Below are 22,326 nucleotides of genomic sequence, written 5' to 3' on the forward strand. Positions count from 1 at the left end.
ACGAACGGTGACGATCCTGCCCCTGTCCCGCGCGCAGAGCGGCCTCTGGTTCGCCCAGCGGCTCGACCCGGACAACCCCATCTTCAACGCCGCCGAGTACGTCGAGATCACCGGCGAGCTCGACCCCGCGCTCCTGGTCCGGGCGATCGACCGGGTGATGGACGAGACCGACGTCCTGCGGGTGCGGTTCGAGGCCGAGGGCGAGTCCGTCCGGCAGCGCGTCGCCGACATGACGCCGTACCGGGCGCGGATCGTGGACGTCAGCGACGCGTCCGACCCGCACGGCGCGGCGCTGGAGCGGATGCGGGCCGACCTGGCCGAGCCGCTCGACCTGACCGGCGACGACCTCGTGCGGCAGGTGGTGTTCACCATCGGGGCCGATCGGCACTACTGGTACCAGCGGGCGCACCACATCCTGCTCGACGGGTACGCCCACGCCCAGCTGCAGCGCAGGGTCGCCGCCGTCTACACGGCGCTCGCCGCGGGGCGCGAACCCGGGCCGAGCCCGTTCCTGCCGCTGGCCGAGGCGCTGGAGCAGGAGGCCGGCTACCGCTCCTCCGCCCGCTACGACGAGGACCGGCGGCACTGGCTCGACCGGCAGCGGCACCTGCCCGCCGCGACCGGCCTGGCCAGGCGGGCGGGGCAGCCCGCACGGAGCTTCGTGCGCGAGCTGGGCCGCCTCGACGCCGCGGCGACGGCACGGCTCAAGGACGGCGCCGCCGCCCACCGGGCGAACTGGGCCGAGGTCGTCATGGCGGCCGTGGCCGGATATCTGCACCGGATGACCGGCGACCGGAACGTCGTCGTGGGGGTGCCGTTCATGGGCAAGCCCGGGTCGGCGTACCCGCGGGTGCCGGGGACGTGGGTCAACGTGCTGCCGGTCGACATCGCCGCCGGGCCGGGGACCAGCGGGGCTGAGCTGCTGCGCCGTACCAGGGAACGGCTGGCCGAGGCGCGTGAACGGCAGGAGTACCGCTTCGAGGACATGCGCGGCGACCTGCGAGCCGAGATCGGCGACCGGGCGCCCTCGCGGGTGTGGCTCAACATCAAGCCGTTCGAGAGCCCGCTCGCCTTCGCCGGCGCCCCGGGAGCCTCGCGCTACCTCGCGGCCGGGCCGGTGGAGGAGCTGACGATCTCCGTCTACCCGGCCGGGGCCGAGCTGGCCTTCGAGTTCGACGCCAACCCGTCGATGTTCACGCGGGAGGAACTGGCCGCGCACCGGGAGCGGTTCCTGGACTTCCTGAGCCGGTTCGCGCCGGACGACCGGCCGATCGGCACGCTGGACACCGCGACACCCGGCCAGCGGCACACCGTGCTCACGCAATGGGCGGGAGAGGCCGCCCGCGCCCCCGCGCTCTCGGTGGCCGAGGCCTTCGCGGCCGTGGTGCGCCGCGATCCTGACGCGGTGGCGGTACGGCACGCGGGCACGCACCTGACCTATGGCGAGCTCGACCGGCGCTCCGACGCGCTGGCGGCGCGGCTGCGCGAGCGCGGCGCGGGACCGGAGAAGCTGGTCGCCCTCTGCCTGCCCAGGACGGCCGACCTGGTCGTGGCGGTGTTCGCGGTCCTCAAGAGCGGCGCCGCCTACCTGCCCATCGATCCCCGCTACCCGCTCCAGCGGGCGGCGTTGATCGCCCACGACGCAGCGCCCGTGCTGCTGCTGCGCGCCCCCGGCACCGGCCTGGGCGGCGGCGATCTGGGCCTGCCCGAGCTCGTCCTCGACGACCGGACCGCGCCGGACGGCGGCGGGCCGGTCCCGCACGGCGCCGGCCCCGCCGCCGCCGCGTACGTGATCTACACCTCCGGCTCCACCGGCACGCCCAAGGGCGTCGTCGTCTCCAACGGCGGCGTGGTCGGCCTGGCCGCCTGGGCGCGCGAGATCCTCGGTGAGGAGCACCTGCGCCATGTCCTGCTGTCCACCTCGCTCACCTTCGACGTCTCCGCGCTGGAGATGTTCGCCCCGCTGCTGAACGGCGGCGCCGTCGAGATCGTCGAGGACCCGCTCGCCCTGCTGGAGGACGACCGGCTGACCTGGCAGGGCAGCCTGATCAGCGGCGTTCCGTCCGTGCTGGCCACGGTCCTGGCCGACCCCTCCTTCCGGGCGCGGGCGGGCTGCCTGATCGCCGCAGGGGAGGCGCTGCCCGCCGACCTGGTGGCCGCCGTGGCGGAACGGATGCCGGGCTGCGCGATCTTCAACATGTACGGCCCCACCGAGACCACCGTGATCGCCACGGCGGGAGCCGTCGCCCCCGGCCGGGGCACACCCACGATCGGCCGCCCGGTGCCGGGCAGCCGCGCGTACGTGCTGGACGACGCGCTGCGGCCGGTCCCGCCCGGCGAGCCCGGCGAGCTGTACGTCGGCGGCGCCGCCGTGGCCCGCGGCTACCTGAACCGGCCCGGCCTGAGCGCGGGCAGGTTCGTCGGCGACCCGAACGGAGCGCCGGGCAGCCGCATGTACCGCACCGGCGACCTGGTCAGATGGCTGCCCGACGGCCGCCTCGACTACCTGGGCAGGGCCGACGCGCAGGTCAAGGTGCGCGGGTTCCGGATCGAGCTGGGCGAGATCGAGCACGCGCTGCGCGCCCTGCCCGGCATCGCCCAGGCCGCCGCCGACGTGCGCGGCCCGTCCCGTCGCCTGGTCGCCTACGTCGTGCGGGCACCGGGCGAGGACGCCCCGTCCGAGGTGACGGCCGCCCTGCGCGAGAGCCTGCCGGAGTACATGGTCCCCGCCCACGTGGTGTGGCTGGAGGCGCTGCCGTTGAACGCCAACGGCAAGCTCGACCGCGCCGCGCTGCCCGACCCCGCCGTGGAGAGCGCCGCCGCGCCGGCCGTCCGGGCCACTCCGGCCCAGGAACGGCTGTGCGGGATCTTCGCCGGCGTGCTGGGCGTGCCCTCCGTCGGCCTGGGCGACGACTTCTTCCGGCTGGGCGGCGACTCGCTCGGCGCGGCCAAGGTCGCGGGCAGGGTCCGGGCCGAACTGGCCGTCAGGATCACCATGCGCGCCCTGTTCGACCATCCCACGGTGGCCGCGCTCAGCGCGTACCTGCGGACGGCGGAACCGGAACGGGCGGCGCCGCGCCCGACCACCCGCCCGGCGCGCCCTCCGCTGTCGCCTGCCCAGCGCCGCCTGTGGGTCCTCTACCGCACCGACGGCCCCAGGCCCACCTACAACATCCCCATCGCGGTCGAACTGCGCGACCAGGTCGACCTTCCCGCCCTGCGGGAGGCGCTGACCGATCTGGCCGCCCGGCAGGAGAGCCTGCGTACCGTCTTCCCCGAGGACCTCGGCCTGCCGTGGCAGCGCGTCCTGGATCCGCGGGAGGCGGCCCCGCCGCTGGAGGTCGTCCGGGTGAGCGCCGCCGGGCTCGGCGACGCGCTCGCCGCGGCCGCGCGGCATCCCTTCGACCTGGCCACCGAGCCGCCCATCCGGGCCCGGCTGTGCGAACGGGACACCGGCGGGCACGTGCTGCTGCTGGTCGTGCACCACATCGCCGCCGACGAATGGTCGACGGTCGTGCTCCTGGACGACCTGGCCCACGCCTACGAAGCCAGGCGCAGGGGCGTGGAGCCCACGTGGGAACCGCTGGCCCTCCAGTACGCCGACCACGCGCTCCTGCAGCTCGACGGCCCGGCCGGCGACGGCCCCGAGGCCCTGGCCGGAGTCAAGCACTGGGCCGCCCGCCTGGCCGGCGCGCCCGCCGAGCTGGACCTGCCCGCCGACCGCCCCAGACCGTCCCGGGCCGGGCACCGGGGCGGCGTGCACGCCTTCGAGCTGAGCCCCGAACTTCGCGCCCGGATGCAACGCCTGGCCGCCGACGCCGCCGTGACCCCCTTCATGCTCGTGCACGCCGCCGTCGTCGCCCTGCTGCACCGGATGGGCGCCGGCGACGACGTCTGCGTCGGCACGCCCGTCGCCGGTCGCGGCGACCCCGCGCTGGACGGCGTGGCGGGCTTCTTCGTCAACCTGCTGGCGCTGCGCGTGGACGTCTCCGGCGGGCCGGCGTTCGCCGAGCTCCTGGACCGGGTCCGCGAGAGCGACCTGGACGCCTACGCCCACCAGGACGTGCCGTTCGAGCGGGTCGTGGAGGCGGTCAACCCGTCCCGGTCCCTGGCCCGGCACCCGATCTTCCAGGTGCTGGTCAGCTACCACGCGCTGCCCGCCGGCACCGGCGACGGCGTCCTGTACCGGGGCGAGCCGCGCCTGGTCGGCACCGGGACCGCCAAGTTCGACCTGACGTTCCGCGTCAGCGAGCGCGGCGAGGGCACGCCGCTGCGCGGGGAGGTCGAGTACGCCGCCGACCTGTTCGACCCGGCCACCGCCGCGCTGCTGGCCGAGCGCCTTGAGCTGCTGCTGGAGGCCGTCACCCGCGACCCGCTGACGCCGGTCGCCGCCCTCGACCTGGTCACCGGCGCCGAGCGCGCCGATCTGCTGACCGCCTGGCAGGGCCCGGTCAGGCAGGTGACGCCCGCGGCGGCCGACCAGCTCGTACGGCGGCGCGCCCACCGGCATCCCGGCGCGGTCGCCGTGCGCTGCGACGGCGAGACCCTGACCTACGGGCAACTGGAGGAGCGGGTCGCGCTGCTCGCCGGTGACCTGCGAGCCCGGCTGCACGGCCGCGAGCCGGTGGTCGCCGTCGCCCTGCCCCGGTCGGCCGAGCTGGTCGTGGCGTTGCTGGCGGTGTGGAGGGCAGGCGCCGCCTATCTGCCGCTGGATCTGGACTATCCGGGTGAACGGCTGGCGTACATGCTGAGTGATGCCGCACCCGAGCTGGTGCTGACCACGTCGGCGACCGAGCTCCCCGCGGGCGTGCCGAGACTGGAGATCGACCGGCCCCGCGTCGCCGCGCCGCTCGCCGAGAGCCCGTACCTGCCGGACAGGGCCGCCTACGTCATCTACACCTCGGGCTCGACCGGCCGCCCCAAGGGCGTCGTGGTGCCCATGGCCGCCGTGGTCAACTTCCTGGAGTCGATGACCGGCCAGGACATCGGCCAGGACGACACCGTCCTCGCGCTGACCACCGCGGGGTTCGACATCTCGGTGCTGGAGCTGTTCGCGCCGCTGATCGCGGGCGGGTCCGTGGTCGTGGCCCGCGAGGAGGAGGTACGCGACCCGGCCAGGCTGCTGGCCGCCGTACGCGCCTGCGGGGCGAGCGTCGTCCAGGCCACGCCCACCCAGTGGCGCCTGCTGGCAGAAGCCGACGGAGACGGCGCGCTCGACGGCATCCGGGCCCTGACCGGCGGCGAGGCGCTGGACCGCGCCCTGGCCACCCGCCTGCGCGCCCGCGGCGCCGACGTCGTCAACCTCTACGGCCCCACCGAGACGACCGTCTGGTCCACCCGCGCCCCGCTCGGCGGCGACCTGCCCGCCGACCCGCCCATCGGCGCCCCGATCCACAACACCGTCGCCCACGTGCTGGACGAACGGCTCCGCCCGGTCCCCGCCGGGGTGCCGGGCGACCTGTACCTCGGCGGAGCCGGGCTGGCCCGCGGCTACCACGGCCTGCCCGCGCTGACCGCGGCCCGCTTCGTCGCCGACCCCTTCACCGGCGCCGGCCGCCTCTACCGCACCGGCGACCGGGCCCGCCGGACGGGCACCGGCGCGCTGGAGTTCCTCGGCCGCGAGGACGAGCAGGTCAAGCTGCGCGGCTTCCGCATCGAACTGGGCGAGGTCGCCGCCACCCTGACCGCCCACCCCGCCGTACGGCAGGCCACCGCGGCCGTCCACCGGGACGCCTCCGGTCATGGCAGGCTCGTCGCCTACTACGTCCCGGAAACAGAACCACCCACCACGGCCGAACTGCGCGCCCACCTCGGCGCCGCCCTGCCCGGCCACATGATCCCCGCGCACCTGCTCGCCCTCCCGGCCCTGCCCACCACCCCCAACGGCAAGGTCGACAAGCACGCGCTGCCCGCCCCCGGCCAGGACACCCCCGCCGGGCGCCCGCCCGCCACCGCCGTGGAACGCCACCTGTGCGCCCTGTACGACGAGGTCCTGGGCCGCACCGCGACCGGCGTGGACGAGGGCTTCTTCGAGCTCGGCGGCGACAGCGTGCTCGTCGTCAGGCTCGCCGGCCTCGCCAGGCGCCAGGGCATCGTGATCACCCCCGCCGACGTGTTCGCCCACCCCACCGTGGCCGGACTGGCCGCCCGGGCCCGCCACGACACCACCACGGCCCCCGGCTGGACGCCGCCAGCCCTCAGCCCGGCCGACGACGCCGCGTTGCGCGCCCGCCACCCGTCCCTGCGGGAGGTCTGGCCGCTCACCGCCCCCCAGGAAGGCATCCTGTTCAGGAAGGAGACGACCGCGGGCCCCGACCCGTACCTCATCAGCTGGACCCTCGACCTGTCCGGCCCCCTGTCACCCGGGCGCATGCGCCGCGCGAGCGCCGCGCTCATCCGCCGCCACCCCAGCTTGCGCAGCTCCATCACCCGCACCCCCTCCGGCGCCGCCGTCCAGGTCGTGCACACCGAGGCCGAACCCCGCTGGGGCGGCGAGGAGCCGTCCGACCTGACCGCCCCCTCGCTCATCCGCTTCGACCTCCAGCCCACCGCGCTGGACCGCTGGCGCCTGACCATCACCACCCACCACGTCGTTCTCGACGGCTGGTCCCTGTCCGTGCTGGTCGAAGAGCTCCTCACCCTGTACGGCGCCGCCGCCGACGACAGCGTCCTCCCGCCCCCGCCCGACCCCCGCGCCCACCGCGCCTGGCTGGCCGGACAGGACCGGGAAGCCGCCGGCCGGGCCTGGCGGGACCACTTCGCCGGCCTGGACGAGCCCACCCTTCTGGCCCCCTTCGACGAACCCGTCCCGCTGCCCGAACGCCTCGACATCGACCTGCCCGCCGGGCTCACCGCCGCGCTGACCCGGCTGGCCAGGCGCAACGGCCTGACGCTCAACACCGTCGTGCAGTGGGCGTGGGCCATGCTGCTGGCCCACTGGACGGGCCGCGACGACGTGGTCCTGCTCGGCATGACCTCCGGCCGCCCGCCCGAGGTGCCGGGAGCCGACCGCCTCGTCGGCATGCTCGTCAACACCGTCCCCGCCCGCCTCCGGCTACGTCCCGGCGACACCGCGCTGCGCAGCCTGCGCCGGGTGCAGCGGGAGCAGGCCGGGCTCATCGCCCACCACCACCTCGGCCTGGCCGACATCCAGCGCGCCGCCGGGCACGCCGACCTGTGCGACACCTTCGCCGTCTTCGACAACTTCCCCTTCGACCAGCGGCGCCTCGACACGCTCGCCGCCGCTTCCGGCCTGTCGGTGACGGCCGTGGACGGGCACGACGCCACCCACTACCCGATCGGCATCACCGCCCTGCCCGGCGACAGCCTGCGCCTGGTGCTGCGGCACCGGCCGGGCGTGCTGCCCGGCGACCTGGCCCGATCCGCCGGCCCCGCGCTGACCAGGCTGTTCGCCGCGCTGGTCGCCGACCCCGAGCGGCGCGTGGGAGCCTTCGACCTGCTGTCGCCGCAGGCCCGCGGGCACATCCTGCTGGAGGGCAACGCCACCGAGGCCGACGTCGCGCCGGCCACCTGGCCCGAGCTGTTCGCCCGCCAGGCCGCCCGCGACCCGCACGCGCTCGCCGTCGAGATGGACGGCACCCGGATGACCTACGGGGAACTGGACGAGGCCGGCTCCCGGCTCGCCGCGGCGCTGGCCGGGAGCGGCATCGGCCGGGGCGACCTGGTGGCGTTGCTGGCGCCCCGCTGTCCCGAGGCCGTCGTCGCCATGCTGGGCGTGCAACGGGCCGGGGCGGCGTACCTGCCGGTGGACCCCGCCTACCCGGCCGAGCGGATCGCGCTGATGCTGCGCGACGCCGATCCTGTCGCGGTGCTCACCACCCGCGAGACCCTGCCGACGCTGCCCGCCGGGCTGCCGGGGCCGCGGCCGGTGCCGCTCGACGAGCTCGACCTCGCGCCGGCGGGTACGCCGCCGGAGCCGGGGGCGGGTGCGCATCCTGGACCGGGGGCGCGGGTGGACGACGCCGCGTACATGATCTTCACGTCGGGTTCGACCGGGCGGCCCAAGGGGGTCGTGGTCACCCATGCCGGGCTCGCCGACCTCGGCGTCACCATGGCCGGCGCGATCGGCGCCGGGCCGGGCAGCCGGGTGCTGCAGTTCGCCACGCTGAGCTTCGACACCTCCGTGTGGGAGATCGCGATGGCGCTGCTGACCGGCGCCGCGCTCGTCTTCGTGCCCGACGCGCGACGCCTCGGCGCGCCCCTCGGCGGGTTCATCGCCGAGGCCGGGATCACCCACTGCACGCTGCCGCCGTCCGCGCTGGCGGAGATCGCCGAGGAGGAGATCCCCGCGGGCAGGGTCGTGGTGGTGGCGGGGGAGGCCTGTCCCGCGCCGCTCGCGGCGCGCTGGGCGGTGCGCCACCGCGTGTTCAACTCCTACGGGCCCACCGAGACCACCGTGGACGCCACGCTGTGGCGCTGCCTGCCCGGCGACGACGCCGGGCCGCTGCCGATCGGCGGGCCGGTGGTCAACACGCAGGTGTTCGTGCTGGACCGGGCGCTGCGGCCGGTGCCCGACGGGGTGGCCGGTGAGGTGTACGTCGCGGGTGCCGGGCTGGCCCGCGGTTACCACGGGCGTCCCGGGCTGAGCGCCGGCCGGTTCGTGGCGCATCCGTTCGCCGCCGGGCGGCGGATGTACCGGACCGGGGACCTGGCGCGGCGGCGTTCCGACGGGAGCCTGGTCTACCTCGGGCGTACCGACGACCAGGCCAAGATCCGTGGCTTCCGGGTCGAGCCGGGCGAGGTGGAGTCGCTGCTGACCGGCCATCCCGCGGTCACCCAGGCGGCCGTCGTCGTGCGTGACGATCCGCGTGGCGAGCCGCGGCTGGTGGCCTATCTGGTGGCCGAGCCCGCTGCTGTCGATCGGGTGCGGGAGCTGGCCGCGGCGCACCTGCCCGAGCATCTGCGGCCGTCGGCGTACGTGCCGCTCGAGCGGCTGCCGCGCACCCCCCACGGCAAGCTCGACCGGGCCGCGCTCCCCGATCCCGAGCAGGCGGCGCCCGCGCGTGAGCCGTCCCCGCTGACCGGGGCGCAGCGGGTGGTCGCCGAGGCGTTCGCCGCCGTCCTCGGCGTGGAGGTCACGGCGCCCGGCGACGACTTCTTCGAACTGGGCGGCCACTCGCTGCTGGCGATGCGCCTGGTCACGCGGCTCACCTCGGCCACCGGGGCGTCCTTGGAGGTGCGCGACATCTTCGACCGGCCCTCGGTCGCCGACCTGGCCGAGCTGCTGGCTCCGTCGGAACCCGCCCAGCCGGACGGCGTCGCGCCCGACGCCGGGCACGACGAGGCGCCCCTGTCGCCCGCCCAGCGGCGGTTGTGGTTCCTGGACCGGCTGGAGGGATCGTCCAGCGCCTACAACACCGGCGTCATGCTGGAGCTGAGCGGCGGGCCCGTCGATCCCGAGCCGTTCCGGCTGGCCCTGCTCGACGTCGCGGGGCGGCACGCGATCCTGCGCACCGTCTACCCGCTGCGGGCGGACGGGCCGGTCCAGCGCGTTCTGCCGGCGCGGGCGCTCGCCGCGCACCTGCGGGCCGACCTGGTGGACCTGCGCACCGTGCCGGAAGCCGGCCGCGAGGAAACCATCCGCGCCACCGTCAACCGGGCCTTCGACCTGGAGTCGGAGCCGCCGCTGCGGCTGACGTTCTTCAGGGTGGCGGACGACGCGCACCTCATGCACGTCGGCACCCACCACATCGCCTTCGACGGCACCTCGGCACAGATCCTGCTGCGCGACCTCACCACCGCCCACGCCGCCCGCGTCCGAGCCCACGCCCCCGACCCGGCCGCCCCTGACCCGGCCACACCCGAGCCGGCCACACCCGAGCCGGGCGCGCCTGAGCCGGCCGCGTCTGAGCTGAGCTATGCCGACTATGCGCGGCTGCTGAACGACGCGCTGGGTGACGCCGCCGACCCCGGATCGCGTGTCTCGGCCGACCTGGCCTTCTGGGCGCGACGGCTGGCCGACGCGCCCCGGCGGCTCGCGCTGCCCCTCGACCGGCCGCGTCCCGAGACCAGTGACCATGAGGGCCGGGTGCTGCGGCAGCCGCTCGACGCCGGGCTGTCGCAGTCGCTGCGCGAGCTGGCCAGGTCGCGGCGGGTGAGCGTGCTGACCGTGTTCCAGGCGGCGGTGGCCGTGCAGCTGTCCAAGGCGGGCGCGGGGGAGCTGATCCCGCTCGGCTCGCCCATGGACGTGCGTACCGAGGAACGGCTGGCCGAGGTCGTCGGCCTGTTCGTCAACACGCTCGTGTTCACCGCGGACCTGTCCGGCGACCCGCGCGTCGGCGACCTGCTGGAGCGGATGCGGGAGGGCAACCTGTCGGCGATGGAGCACGCGCGGGTGCCGTTCGAGCAGGTGGTCGAGCACCTCAACCCGCCGCGGGCGGCCACGCTGAACCCGCTCTTCCAGGTCCTCGTCTCCTACGGGACCGCACCCGCGGTCGCCCTCGCCTTCGACGGCCTGCGCGTCACGCCCCGCCCGGTCGACACCCGCACCACCAAGTTCGACCTGGTCTTCCACGTGTTCGACGGCGGCGCGAAGCAGGCGCTGGAGCTGTCGGTGGTCTACGCGACCGCCCTGTTCGACGAGGGTACGGCCCGCCAGTTGCTGTCCGGGGTCGCCGCCGTGCTGGCCCAGGCCGCGGCGCACGCCGGCACCCGCCTGTCGGACCTGGTCACCCCCGACACCCTCACCCCGGCACCGGCCCCGCTCACCCCCGCCCAGCGCTGGCTCCTCGACCGCGGCCATGGCTCAATCCCCGGCCCCGGCCCCGGCCTCGGCCGCGACCTCGGCTTTGGTTCCGGCGAGGCGGGCATGCCCACGACGCGTCGCGTCACGCTGCCGCCCGGCACCGACGACTCGGCCGTGATCGGGGCCCTGCGCGGCTGCGTGCTGAGGCACGATGCCCTGCGCACCCGCGTGTGGCGCGACGGCGCGGGCCTGTGGCGGACGAGCGTCGTGGATCCCCTCCAGGCGCTCGCCCGGCCGGTGCTCGTCGACCCGGGCACCGCCCTGGACCTTGCCGCGGGACACGTCTTCCACGCGGCCAGGACCGGTCGGGACGAGCTTCTCCTCAGCGCGCACCCCGCCCTGGTCGACGAGCGCTCCTGGGACCTCATCCTCGAAGAACTCCCCGGGGGACAGCCCTCAGCGGCCCCGACGTCCTTCGCCGACTACGCCAGAACCCTGGCCGCCGCGCCCGACCCCGACGACTCGGCGGAGGCATGGCTCGACCTGGCCGACCGCATCGCCGAGTCCGGCCACCTGTGGCCGGGACAGACCACGGGCCCGATCACGCACGGCCGCGTCGAGCTGCCCCACCACCTGGACGGCGAGCCCTGGCGCCCCGTCGCCCTGGCCGCCCTGGCCACGGCACTGGCGGAGGCGGGCGTCACCGGCCCGATTCTGCTGGACGTGTACGAACCCGACCGCGAGCAGGCCCCCGCCACCGTGGGCCTGCTGACCCGGGTCTTCCCGGTCCTGCTCGACGCCGACCTCATGCGAAGCGACCCGGACCACCTCCTGCACGCCCTGCTGCCCCCCGACCGGGAAACGGCCCTCGCCTACGGAACGGCCCGCTACGACCGCCCCGACACCGCCGAGTTCCTGGAGCAGGCCCCCCAGGCCCGGATCCTGCTCAGTCTCGGCCAGAACCCGCCCCCCGGCTACGACCTGACTTTCACCGTCCACCGCCGCCCTCACGAGACAGTCCTGGAGGCCACCGGCCCCGCCGAGACCACGAGCGACCTGCTGCGCGCCTGGGCCGATCGGCTGGCGGCCTGGGCGCCGGAGCACCTGCACGCCACCGGCGACGCCGGCCGGGAGACGGCCGCCGCGCCCATGCTCGCCCTGTCGCCGTTCCGCCGCCGGTGGCTGGAGAACAAGACCGGCCCGCTGCGCGACGTGCTCCCGCTCTCCCCGCTCCAGGAAGGCCTGCTGTTCCACCTGATGCTGGCCGACACCACCGGCGAGGTCTACCTCACCGAGAACACGCTGCGCCTGCGCGGCCCTCTCGACCCCGCCCGCCTGGCCGGGGCCGTTCGGGCGGCGCTGGCGAAGTTCCCCAACCTCAACACCGGCTTCTACGACGTCGGCGATGCCACCGTCCAGGCGATCCCGGTCCACGTCCCGTTCTCCTGGACGGCGGCCGACCTGAGCGGCGCGCCCCGGCCGGAGGAGGCGTTCGAGGAGTTTCGCGAACGCGGCGCCGCCGAGCCGTTCGACATCGCCGCCCCGCCGCTTATCAGGTTCGGGCTCGCCAAGCTGGCGCGGGACGAGCACCGCTTCGTCGTGTGGGCCCAGCACATCCTCATGGACGGCTGGTCGATCTCGCTGTTCCTGCTGTCGGTGCTGTCCTTCTACACCGACCCGGACGCCGAGGAACGGCGCGAGGTCTGCGACTTCCGGACTTATCTGGAATGGCTGGCCGTACAGGACATGTCCGTGGCGGAGGAGGCCTGGCGCGCGTTCCTGGCCGGGGTCGGCGCGGCCGGGCTCATCGCGCCCCACGCGCAGGACACCACGGCCGACGCGCGCCACATGGACGAGCTGGAGGAGGACCTCGACGCCGATCTGGCCGACCGGCTCGGCGCGGTCAGCCGCGAGCTGGGCCTGACCGCGAGCGCGCTGTTCGAGATCGCGTGGGCGGTGCTCGTGCATCAGCACACCGGCGCCGACGAGGCCGTGTTCGGCCTGCTCACCTACGGCCGCCCGCCGGAGCTGGCCGGCATCGAGAGCACGGTCGGCCTGCTGTTCAACACCGTGCCCATGCGCGTGCGCACCGCCCCGGCCGACAGCCTGCGGGCCATGGCCGCCCGGGTGCGGCGCGAGCGCATGACCGTGGTCCGCCACCCCTACGTCGGCCTGGCCCGCATCCAGGAGCTGGCCGGCCGGCGCAACCTGTTCGACACGCTGTTCGTCTTCCAGAACCAGCCGAAGGTCACCCCCGACCAGCGCTGGGGGCCGGACGGTGAGCTCTGGGTCGAGGGCAGGGACCTGCGCGACGCCACCCACTACCCGCTGACCATGGTGGTCAGCCCGCCCGACGGCACCGCCAGGCTGCGCATGCTGTTCCGCACCGACGTCTTCGGCAAGGACAAGGCCACGAGGGTCATGGACGCCTACGTCCGCATCCTGACGGCCTTCGCCGACGACCCCGACCGGCCGATCGGCCGTGTGGAGGCCGTCTCGGACCTGGAGCGCGCGCACCTGCTCGACGGGCTGAACCCGGCGCCCAGGCCCGTGCCGGAACTGTCGATCGCCGACCTGCTGCACGAGCGCGCGCTGCTGATCCCGCACGAGCGCGCCCTGGTCAGCGGTACGGCGGAGCTGACCTTCGCCGAGCTGGAGGCGGCCGCCGCCCGGCTGGCCCGGCTACTGGTGAGCCGGGGCGTCGGCGCCGAGAGCGCGGTCGCCCTGGTGCTGCCCCGGTCGGAGCTGATGGTGGTGGCGCTGTTCGCGGTGTTCGCCGCGGGGGCGGCCTACGTGCCCATCGACCCCGAATATCCGGCCGACCGGATCGCGTACATGATCGAGGAGTCCGCGCCCGTCGTGGTCCTCACCACCGAGAGCCTGCGCGACCTGCTCCCGGCCGGGCGGCCCGCCGTCGTGCTCGACGGGCCGGAGGCGATGGCCGAGCTGGCGGCGACCTCGCCCGAGCCGATCCCGGCCGGCGAACGGCATGCCCCCGCCGGGCTCGAACACCCGGCGTACCTGATCTTCACCTCGGGCTCCACCGGGCGGCCCAAGGCGGTCACCGTGCCCTACCGCGGGCTGACCACCATGTACTACAACCACCTGGAGAACATCTTCGACCACGTGACCGCCCGGCAGGACGGGCGCAAGCTGCGCATCGCGCACACCACGTCGTTCTCCTTCGACGCCTCGTGGGAGCAGTTGTTCTGGCTGCTGGCCGGGCACGAGGTGCACGTCATCGACGAGGACACGCGGCGCGATCCGGCGCTGCTGCTGGACTACTTCGACCGCGAGCGCGTCGACGGCTTCGACGTGACCCCGTCGTACGGGACGTTCCTCGTCGAGGCCGGGCTGCTGGACCGGCCCCGGTGCGGCGGCGACGCCCCGCCGGACGCACCGGGGCTGGTCTTCTTCTCGCTCGGCGGCGAGGCCGTGCCCGCCGGGCTGTGGAACAGGATCCGCGAGGCCGGGGGAGTGGAGGGCTACAACCTGTACGGGCCCACCGAGTACACGATCAACGCCCTGGGCGCGGACCTGGCCGAGAGCACGACCTCGACCGTGGGCCGGCCGATCTGGAACACCCGCGCCTACATCCTCGGCCCAGGGCTGCGGCCCGTGCCGCCCGGCGCCGTCGGTGAGCTGTACCTGGCGGGCGACGGGCTGGCCAGGGGCTACCACCGCCGGCCTGGCCTGACCTCCGGGCGTTTCGTCGCCGACCCGTTCGGCGGGCCGGGCGGGCGCATGTACCGGACGGGCGACCTGGCCCGCTGGCGGCCCGACAACCTGATCGACTTCCTGGGCCGCTCGGACGGGCAGGTCAAGATCAGGGGCTACCGCATCGAGCCCGGCGAGGTCGAGGACGTGCTCACCGGCCTGGACGGGGTCGGGCAGGCGGCCGTCGTACCCAGGACCGACGCCCAGGGCGCCGTCCACCTGGTCGCCTATCTGGTGCCCGCGGGCGGCGCCGAGGAGCTCGACGTCGAACGGCTCATCGCCGAGGCCGCCGCCGTGCTGCCCGGCTACATGGTGCCCGCCGCCGTCGTCACGCTCGACCGGCTGCCGCTCACCGTGAACGGCAAGCTCGACCAGGACGCCCTGCCCGGCCCGGTCATCACCGCGCCCGGCGCGGGCGAACCGCCCCAGGGCCCGCGGGAGGAGGCGGTCGCGGACGCCTTCCGCGAGGTGCTCGGGCTGGCCGACGTGGGCAGGAACGACGACTTCTTCGCGCTCGGCGGCCACTCGCTGCTGGTGGTGCGGCTGGTCGGCCGGCTGCGCGAGCGGATCGGCGCGGTCTCCGTCCGGGACGTCTACGACGCGCCCACACCCGCCCGGCTGGTGGCCAGGGCGGCAGACCGGCGGGGCGGCGCCGGCGGGCTGCGTCCGCTGCTGGAGATCCGCTCCTCCGGGCAGGAGGCGCCGGTCTTCTGCTTCCACCCGGCCGGCGGGCTCGGCTGGTCCTACACCGGGCTGGTCGCCCATCTGCCGGGGGCGCACCCGATCTACGCGCTGCAGGAGCCGCTGCTGTCCGACCCGGGCGCGCCGCGGCTCACCTTCGACCAGGCCGTCGCCGGGTACCTGGAAAGGATCAGGCGGGTCGACCCGCGCGGGCCGTACCATCTGGTCGGCTGGTCCTATGGCGGGCTGGTCGCGCACCGCGTGGCCACCACGCTGCGGCGGGAGGGCCACGCGGTCGCCTCGCTGACGGTCCTCGACGCCTACATCACCGAGACCGGCGGCGGCGGGGACGGCACCGGCGCGGCGCTGCGCGCGGAGGCGATGGCCTACGTCGCCTCCTCCGCCGGGCTCGACCCCGCCACGCTCGACCTCACCGACAAGCAGGACCTCTACGCCCGGGTACGGCGCACCGAGAGCGTGCTGACCTCCTTCGACGAGGGCGCGCTCGACCGGATCGTGGAGTCCTACCTGCGCCACAGCGAGCAGATGGGACACGCCTGCTTCGAGGTGTTCGACGGCGACATGCTCTTCATCGGCGCCTCGGCCGGCGAGCGCGAGGAGGAGGCCGCGGCCAACCGGACGGCCTGGCGGCGCCAGGTGTCCGGACGGATGGTGGAGCACGCGGTGCCCGTGGACCACCACACGCTCGGGCGGGCGGCGGGCTGGGCGCTGACCGGCTCCCTCATCGCCGCCCACCTCGCGGGGGAGACGGCCGGATGAGCGTCCTGAAGAAGATCACTCTCGATCTGACGCCGCTGCGCGCCTCGCGGCCGTTCCGGCTGGTGTTCGCGGCACGGCTGGCCTCGTTGTTCGGGATCGGGCTGCTGATGGTGGCGGTCCCGGTCCAGGTGTACACGATCACCGGCTCGGCGCTGCATCTCGGCGCGGTCGCGACCACGGCGGGCGCGTGCGTGTTCGCCGGGTCGCTCGCCGGCGGCCTGCTCGCCGACCGCTACGACCGCCGCCGCGTCATCCTGGCCGCCCGCACCGCCGCCGGGATCGGGTTCGTGCTCCTGGCGGTCAACGCGCTGCTGCCCGACCCGCCGCTGTGGCCCATCTACGCGCTGGCCGCCTGGGACGGCCTGGCCGGCGGCATCAGCTCCACCACGCTCACGGCCCTGCTGCCCACCCTGGTCGGCCGCGAGCACCTGCCCGCCACCGGGGCGCTGCTCACCCTCACCGCCGACCTTTCGGCGATGATCTCACCGGCGCTCGGCGGGCTGCTGATCGCGACCTGGGGCGTGGCCGCCAACTACGCCGCCGCGGCGGCGGCGACCGTCCTGACCGCGTTCAGCATCAGCCGCCTGCCCTCCTACCCCGCGCCGGGAACCGGCCGGGAACCGCCCCTGCGCGCGATGGCGGCCGGGCTGACCTTCGCGGTGCGCCACCGCACGGTCAGGAGCGTGCTGGTCGCCGGGCTGGCCACGATGCTGCTCAGCGGCCCCGTCGTCCTGCTGCCCGCGCTGGTGAAGACCCATCTCGGCGGCGGCGAGAGCGTGCTCGGCCTGCTCTACAGCGCCCCGGCGATCGGCGCCGTGGCCGGCTCGCTCACCAGCGGCTGGATCGGCGCCGCCCGCCGCCCCGGCCTCGCGCTGCTGGCGTCCCTGCTCGTGATGGGGCTCGCCGTGCTCGCCACGGGCCTGAGTCCCGTCCCGCTCGCGGCGTTCCTCGCCCTCACCGGGTACGGCGCCGGCCGCGTCCTGACCGACATCCTCCGCTTCACCCTGCTGCAGCGGCACACGCCCGACGAGATCAGAGGCAGGGTGGCGAGCCTCTGGCAGGCGCAGGTCGTGGCGGCCGCCGCGGCCGGCTCCCTCGTCGCCGGCGTACTGGCCGAGGCGTTCAGCCCCGCGACCGCCCTGATCGTGTACGGGGCGGGGGCCGGCGTCACCGTGCTCGTCCTGGCCGCCCTGCTGCCCGCCCTGCGCGAACCCGACAGCCAACCGGCACCGACGTCCTAGTCACACCCTATGTATGGAGGTTCCATGTCCAACCCGTTCGACGATGAGAACGGCACCTTCCTCGTCCTCGTCAACGACGAGGGCCAGCACTCGCTCTGGCCCGAGTTCGCGGACGTACCGGCCGGATGGGAGGTGGTCCACGGGCCGGGGACCCACGCCGCCGCCCTCGAGTACGTCGAGCGCCACTGGACCGACATGCGGCCGCTGAGCCTGCAGCGGGCCATGGACCGTTAGGCGCCGGTGAGCACCACGACGACCCCGCGGATCGCGGGCGGCTCCCCACGGGCCGCCCGCGAACTGCTGCGATGGTGCCTGCGCGGCGAAGCGCGGGCGATCGCGGCCGCCGCCGCCCTCACCACGCTGTGGCAGCTCGCGCTCGTGTCGCTGCCGCTGTCGATCCAGCGCGCCCTCGACGAGGGGCTCGTCGCCGCGGACCGGGCGGCGCTGCTGCGGTGGAGCGGGGTGATCGCCGGCACCGGGCTGCTCGCCTGGCTCGCCCAGCACGCAGGCCAGCACCTCGACTACATGGCCGGCGCCAAGATCATCACCCGGTTGCGCCGGCGGCTCTCCGCCCACCTGCTCACCCTCGACACCCGTACGGCCGCCGCCTTCGGCCGGGGCGACCTCCAGGCGCGCAACTCCCACGACGTGGACCTGATCTGGATCTGGGTCGGCGGCACCACCGCCCTCCCGCACCTGGTCATCGGGCTCGTCACGGTCGTGGTGGCGGTGGCGTTCCTGCACCCGTTGCTGGCGCTGCTCTGCCTGGGCTGCGTGGCCGCCGTCCTCGTCACGAACGTCGTGTTCGGCCGGGTGCTCGGCGTACGCAGCGGGGCGCTGGCGGCGGCCCAGGGGCGGCGCGCCGACGTCGTGGACGAACTGGTCGGCGCGGCCCTGACCGTCAAGGGAGCCGGCGCCGAGCAGGCCCTCGTCCGCACCCATCACGACCACAGCGCCGAGGTGAGCCGGAAGGCGCTGGCCGTGATCCGGGCCGGCGCGGGCTGGTCGGCCGTGTCGTCCTTCGTGCCGCTGCTGGCCATCGCTCTGGGCGTCGCCGCTGCCGCCCCCGCCGTGGCGGCGGGCACGATGACGGTGGGCGGGCTGGCCGCGTTCGCGTCCTGGATGCTCATGCTCACCGCCACCTCGACCACGTTGTCCGTGCGCGTCTCCCAGCGGGCCCAGGCGGTCGAGGCCGCCGCGCGGATCGCCGAGGTGCTGCGCGACGGCCCCGAGCCCTTGAGGGGGAGTGCCGCTCCTCCGGAACGTCCCGGCGGCGTGATCGAGGTCGTGGACCTGTGCGTCGAGCACGAAGGGCGCACGGTGCTCGGGCCGGTCGGCTTCCGCGTGGAGCCGGGCTCTTTCGCCGTCGTCACCGGTCCGGTGGCCTCGGGCAAGTCGACGCTGCTGCGGGTGCTGGTACGCCTGCAGGAACCCCGCCAAGGCCAGGTCCGCTACCGCGGCGTGGACCTGCGCGACCTAGACCCGGCCACTCTGCGCGAGCTGGTCACCCTGGTGCCCCAGCGGCCGGTGCTCGTGTCGGGCACCGTCGCGAACAACCTGACCCTCGGCCTGGACGATCCGCCGGGTCCCGCGGAACTACGCGCCGCCTTGCGCGCCGCGGCGGTCCTGGACGAGGTCGAGGCCCTGCCGGGCGGACTGGACGCGCTGATCGGGGAGGGCGGCGCCACCCTGTCGGGCGGCCAGCGGCGCCGGGTCGCGCTGGCACAGGCGTTGCTGCGCCGTCCCGACGTCCTGCTGCTCGACGACGTCACCTCCGCCGTGGACGAGCGCACCGAGCAACGGGTGCTGGCGGGCGTGCGCGACTGGCTCGGCGCCGGCACCGTGATCGCGGTCAGCCACCGCCCCGCCGTACTGCGGCACGCCGACCAGATCATCCCGATCGGCCGGGCCCATGGGTGAGGCCGGGAAACTGCGGGAGACGCCGTCGAAACGGGGCCTCGTCCGGGCCGCGCTGCCCTATCTCCGACCGCACCTCGCCCGGATCGGGTGGGGCGCCGGGCTGAGCCTGGCGGCGTCGGCGGCGGTGGCGCTGGTGCCGGCCGCCGTCGGCGCGATCGCCACGGCCGTGCTCGACGGCGACACGGACCAGATCACGACCGTGACGCTCGTCCTCCTCGGGCTCACCCTCGTCCATCTGGCGACGCGGCAGGGCGGCGACCTGCTGCTCGGCGCCGCGGGTGAGCGGCTGGTCCGCACGCTGCGCGAGCGGGCGGCCGAACGGCTGGCCGCGGCCCCGCTGCGGTTCGTGGAGAGCCACGCGGCGGGCGAACTCGTCGGCCGGGCCACCGCGGAGATCGCCGAGCTGGCCGTGTTCGTCCGCCAGCAGGTGCCCGCCCTGCTCGCCTCCGCCGGCTACCTGCTCATCGGCGGATACGTACTGGTGAGCAGGTCGTGGCTGCTGGCCGTGGTGCTGTTCGCCGCGTTCATGCCACCGGCGCTGTACGTCCTGCACCGCTTCCGGGTCCGCTCGGCCACCGCGTGGGACGTCGAGGCGGACCGGCAGGCGAAGGTGGCGGCCACGTTCGCCGAAAGCCTGGAGGCCCGCGAGACCATCCAGCTCGCCGGTGCGGCCCGCCAGTGGGACCGCCGCTACGCCCGCGACAACGACCGGCTGCTGGACGGCATCGCCCAGACCACCCGCGCGCTCAACACCATGACCGCCATCCAGGCGTTCGAGTGCCTGGCCATCGCCGGGGTGATCCTGCTGGGCGGGGTCCTGCTCGGGGGCGGGCCGGGCGAGGTGGGCACCGTCGTGGTGTTCGTGCTGTCGTGCCGCGGCATGTTCGACTCCTTCATGGAGCTGACCCGCCTGGCCGGCGGCGTCCAGCGGACCAGGGTCGGGCTGGCCCGCGTCCTGGACCTGCTGGCCGCCACCGAGCCCCCGCCCGCCTCCGGCCCGGACCGGCCGGGAACCGGGCGCGGGCTGCACCTGGACGCGGCCTGCTACGCCTACGTCCCGGGCGAGGACGTCCTGCGCGAGATCACGCTCGCGTTCCCGCCCGGCGAGCGCGCCGTCGTGGTGGGCGCGACCGGCGCGGGCAAGTCCACGCTCGCCAAGCTCATGGCCGGCCTCTACACCCCCGACCGGGGGACGGTCCGCCACGACGGCGCCGACCTGGCCGCTCTCGACCCGGCCGAGCGGCGGCGGCGCGTCGCGCTGATCCCGCAGGACGTGCAGACCGTGCGTGGCACGATCGCCGCCAACCTCGCCCTGGGCACCGGCTCCGGCCCCGCGGACCTGGAGCGGGCGATCACGCTGCTCGGCCTGGACGGCTGGCTGCACGGCCTGCCCGCCGGGCTCGACACCGAGACCGGCGCGCGCGGCGCCCTGCTGTCGGCGGGCGAACGCCAGCTCATCGGCCTCATCCGGGCCGTGCTGCTCGGCCCCGCCGTCCTCATCCTCGACGAGGCCACCGCGGACGTCGACCCCGCCACCGCGGCCCTCATCGAGGGCGCGCTCGAACGGCAGGCGGGCGAGCGCACCCTGATCGTCATCGCCCACCGCCGCGCCACCATCGACCGCTTCTCCCGCCGCGTGGAACTGCGCGGCGGCGAAGTGGCCACACACCCCACCCCTGAGGAGACGACGTGAGCAACGACCTTTTCCCCGCCGAGGTCATCGCGACCCGCCACGTGACCCCGCTGATGATCAGGGTCACGCTCGGCCTGGACGGCTATGTCAGCAGCGGCGCGGCCGACGAGTACTTCAAGATGTTCTTCCCGGCGGAAGGACAGCGTGAGCCCGTGCTGCCCGAGGTCGTCGAGGGCCGCTGGGTGTACCCGGAGGGCGTGCCGGAGCCGGTGCTGCGCACGTACACGGTGCGCCGGTTCACCCCGGCCACCGGCGAGATGGACGTCGATTTCGTCCTGCACGAGGGCGGCGTGGCCGCGCCCTGGGCCATGAGGGCGCGTCCCGGCGACAAGGTCGGGGTGTCGGCGGCCCACGGACTCCACCGCCCGCCGCGCGAGGCGTCCTGGCAGCTCATCGTGGGTGACGCGACCGCGCTGCCCGCTATCGGCCGCATCGTGGAAGAGCTCCCCGCCGGAACCAGCGCGAAGGTGTACGCCCAGGTCGCCGGCCCGGCCGAACGCCAGGAGTTCGACACCCGGGGCCAGGCCGACATCACCTGGCTGTACCCGGGCGACGCCGGCCTGCCGGAGATCGTCCGGCGGCACGACGTGCGCGACGCCTACGTCTGGGCGGCGGGCGAGGCCGCGGCCATGCGGGCGATCCGCAAGCACCTGCGCCACGAGCGGCGGCTGCCCGCGGACAACTTCGCCACGCTCGGCTACTGGCGCCCGGCCGCCGAGGAGTGGCAGCGCCGCTTCGAGCAGGTCGCCCCCGACGTCAGGGCCAGGGTCGCAGTGACGCGGGAGCGGGGCGGCGACACCGAGCAGTGCCAGGACGAGTTCGACGCGGCCCTGGAAGCGGCGGGCCTGTGAGCCAGACCGCGGAGGACCGCTACGCCGACTTCTACGCCAGGCAGCTGTCGAGCCCGACGCTGGCGCGCATCTACCTCGACGTCTACGGCGACGACCATCCCGAGGAACTGCGCCCGTTCGGCTTCGTCACCAGGACGGACCTGGCCCGCTTCGCCGTCCTGCTGGAGCTGCGGCCGGGGATGTCCCTCGTGGACCTGGGCTGCGGCAGGGGCGGGCCGGGGATCGCGCTGGCGCGCGCGGCGGGTGCCCGGCTGCTCGGCCTGGACCCCCTGGCCGTCGCGGTGGAGGGCGCGCGCGAGCTGAGCGTGTCGCTCGGCCTGCCCGAGGCGCGCTTCGCCGTCGGCGGTTTCACCGCCACGGGCCTGGAGCCGGCGTCCTGCGACGCGGTGCTGAGCGTGGACGCGCTGTGGATGGTGTGGAACAAGCGGGCCGCGTTCGCCGAGGTGGCCCGGGTGCTGCGGCCCGGCGGCAGGTTCGTGTTCAGCACCTGGGAGCCGTCCTACCTCGATCACGGCGGGCTGCTGGCCGCGGCCGGGTTCACCGTGACGGCCAAGGAGGAGGCCGATCGATGGCTGGAGCGGCAGCTGCGGGTGTACGAGCTGGTGCGCGCGCGGGCCGCGGCGCTGGAGGCGGAGCTGGGTCCTGGGGCCTCCGTCCTGCTGGAGGAGGCCAGAGACACGCCCGCCACCCTGCCGGCCAGCCCGCGCGTGATCATGGCGGCCACGAAGGCCGGGTGAG

Annotated in this window: 7 protein-coding genes; all 7 read left to right on the plus strand. The window is 75.2% G+C overall.

The features are described 5' to 3' along the window. The first annotated feature begins 7 nt into the window (after nt 1-7). From ACFWY5_RS30270 to ACFWY5_RS30300, 7 genes are read left to right on the plus strand one after another with little or no spacing between them, the layout of a single operon-like run. Nucleotides 8-15,883, plus strand: a complete 15,876-nt coding sequence (locus ACFWY5_RS30270; protein WP_379635972.1) for an amino acid adenylation domain-containing protein — start codon at nt 8-10, stop codon at nt 15,881-15,883. Further along, a complete protein-coding gene (gene entS, locus ACFWY5_RS30275; protein ID WP_379635974.1) occupies nt 15,880-17,124 on the plus strand; it encodes an enterobactin transporter EntS in 1,245 nt (414 codons plus the stop codon). Before ACFWY5_RS30270 ends, entS begins: the two co-directional genes overlap by 4 nt. A 24-nt stretch (nt 17,125-17,148) precedes the next feature. Continuing rightward, the gene (locus ACFWY5_RS30280; RefSeq protein WP_379621162.1) at nt 17,149-17,358 is read left to right on the plus strand and encodes an MbtH family protein; all 210 of its coding nucleotides are present in this window, start codon (nt 17,149-17,151) and stop codon (nt 17,356-17,358) included. A gap of 6 nt (nt 17,359-17,364) precedes the next feature. Continuing rightward, entirely contained in the window at nt 17,365-19,044 is a 1,680-nt protein-coding gene (locus ACFWY5_RS30285) for an ABC transporter ATP-binding protein (RefSeq protein WP_379635976.1), read from the plus strand. Further along, nucleotides 19,037-20,737, plus strand: coding sequence for an ABC transporter ATP-binding protein (locus tag ACFWY5_RS30290; RefSeq protein ID WP_379621166.1), 1,701 nt, complete (start codon nt 19,037-19,039; stop codon nt 20,735-20,737). Before ACFWY5_RS30285 ends, ACFWY5_RS30290 begins: the two co-directional genes overlap by 8 nt. After that, a complete protein-coding gene (locus ACFWY5_RS30295; RefSeq protein WP_379621168.1) occupies nt 20,734-21,588 on the plus strand; it encodes a siderophore-interacting protein in 855 nt (284 codons plus the stop codon). Before ACFWY5_RS30290 ends, ACFWY5_RS30295 begins: the two co-directional genes overlap by 4 nt. Next, nucleotides 21,585-22,325, plus strand: a complete 741-nt coding sequence (locus ACFWY5_RS30300; RefSeq protein WP_379621170.1) for a class I SAM-dependent methyltransferase — start codon at nt 21,585-21,587, stop codon at nt 22,323-22,325. Before ACFWY5_RS30295 ends, ACFWY5_RS30300 begins: the two co-directional genes overlap by 4 nt. Nucleotide 22,326: the final 1 nt, after the last annotated feature.

The organism is Nonomuraea sp. NPDC059007, assembly GCF_042740555.1.
Lineage (GTDB): Bacteria > Actinomycetota > Actinomycetes > Streptosporangiales > Streptosporangiaceae > Nonomuraea.

Bases quoted from the DNA above. Each gene is read 5' to 3' on its own strand.
- entS (WP_379635974.1), top strand. From the start codon at position 15,880: ATGAGCGTCCTGAAGAAGATCACTCTCGATCTGACGCCGCTGCGCGCC.
- ACFWY5_RS30280 (WP_379621162.1), top strand. From the start codon at position 17,149: ATGTCCAACCCGTTCGACGATGAGAACGGCACCTTCCTCGTCCTCGTC.
- ACFWY5_RS30290 (WP_379621166.1), top strand. From the start codon at position 19,037: ATGGGTGAGGCCGGGAAACTGCGGGAGACGCCGTCGAAACGGGGCCTC.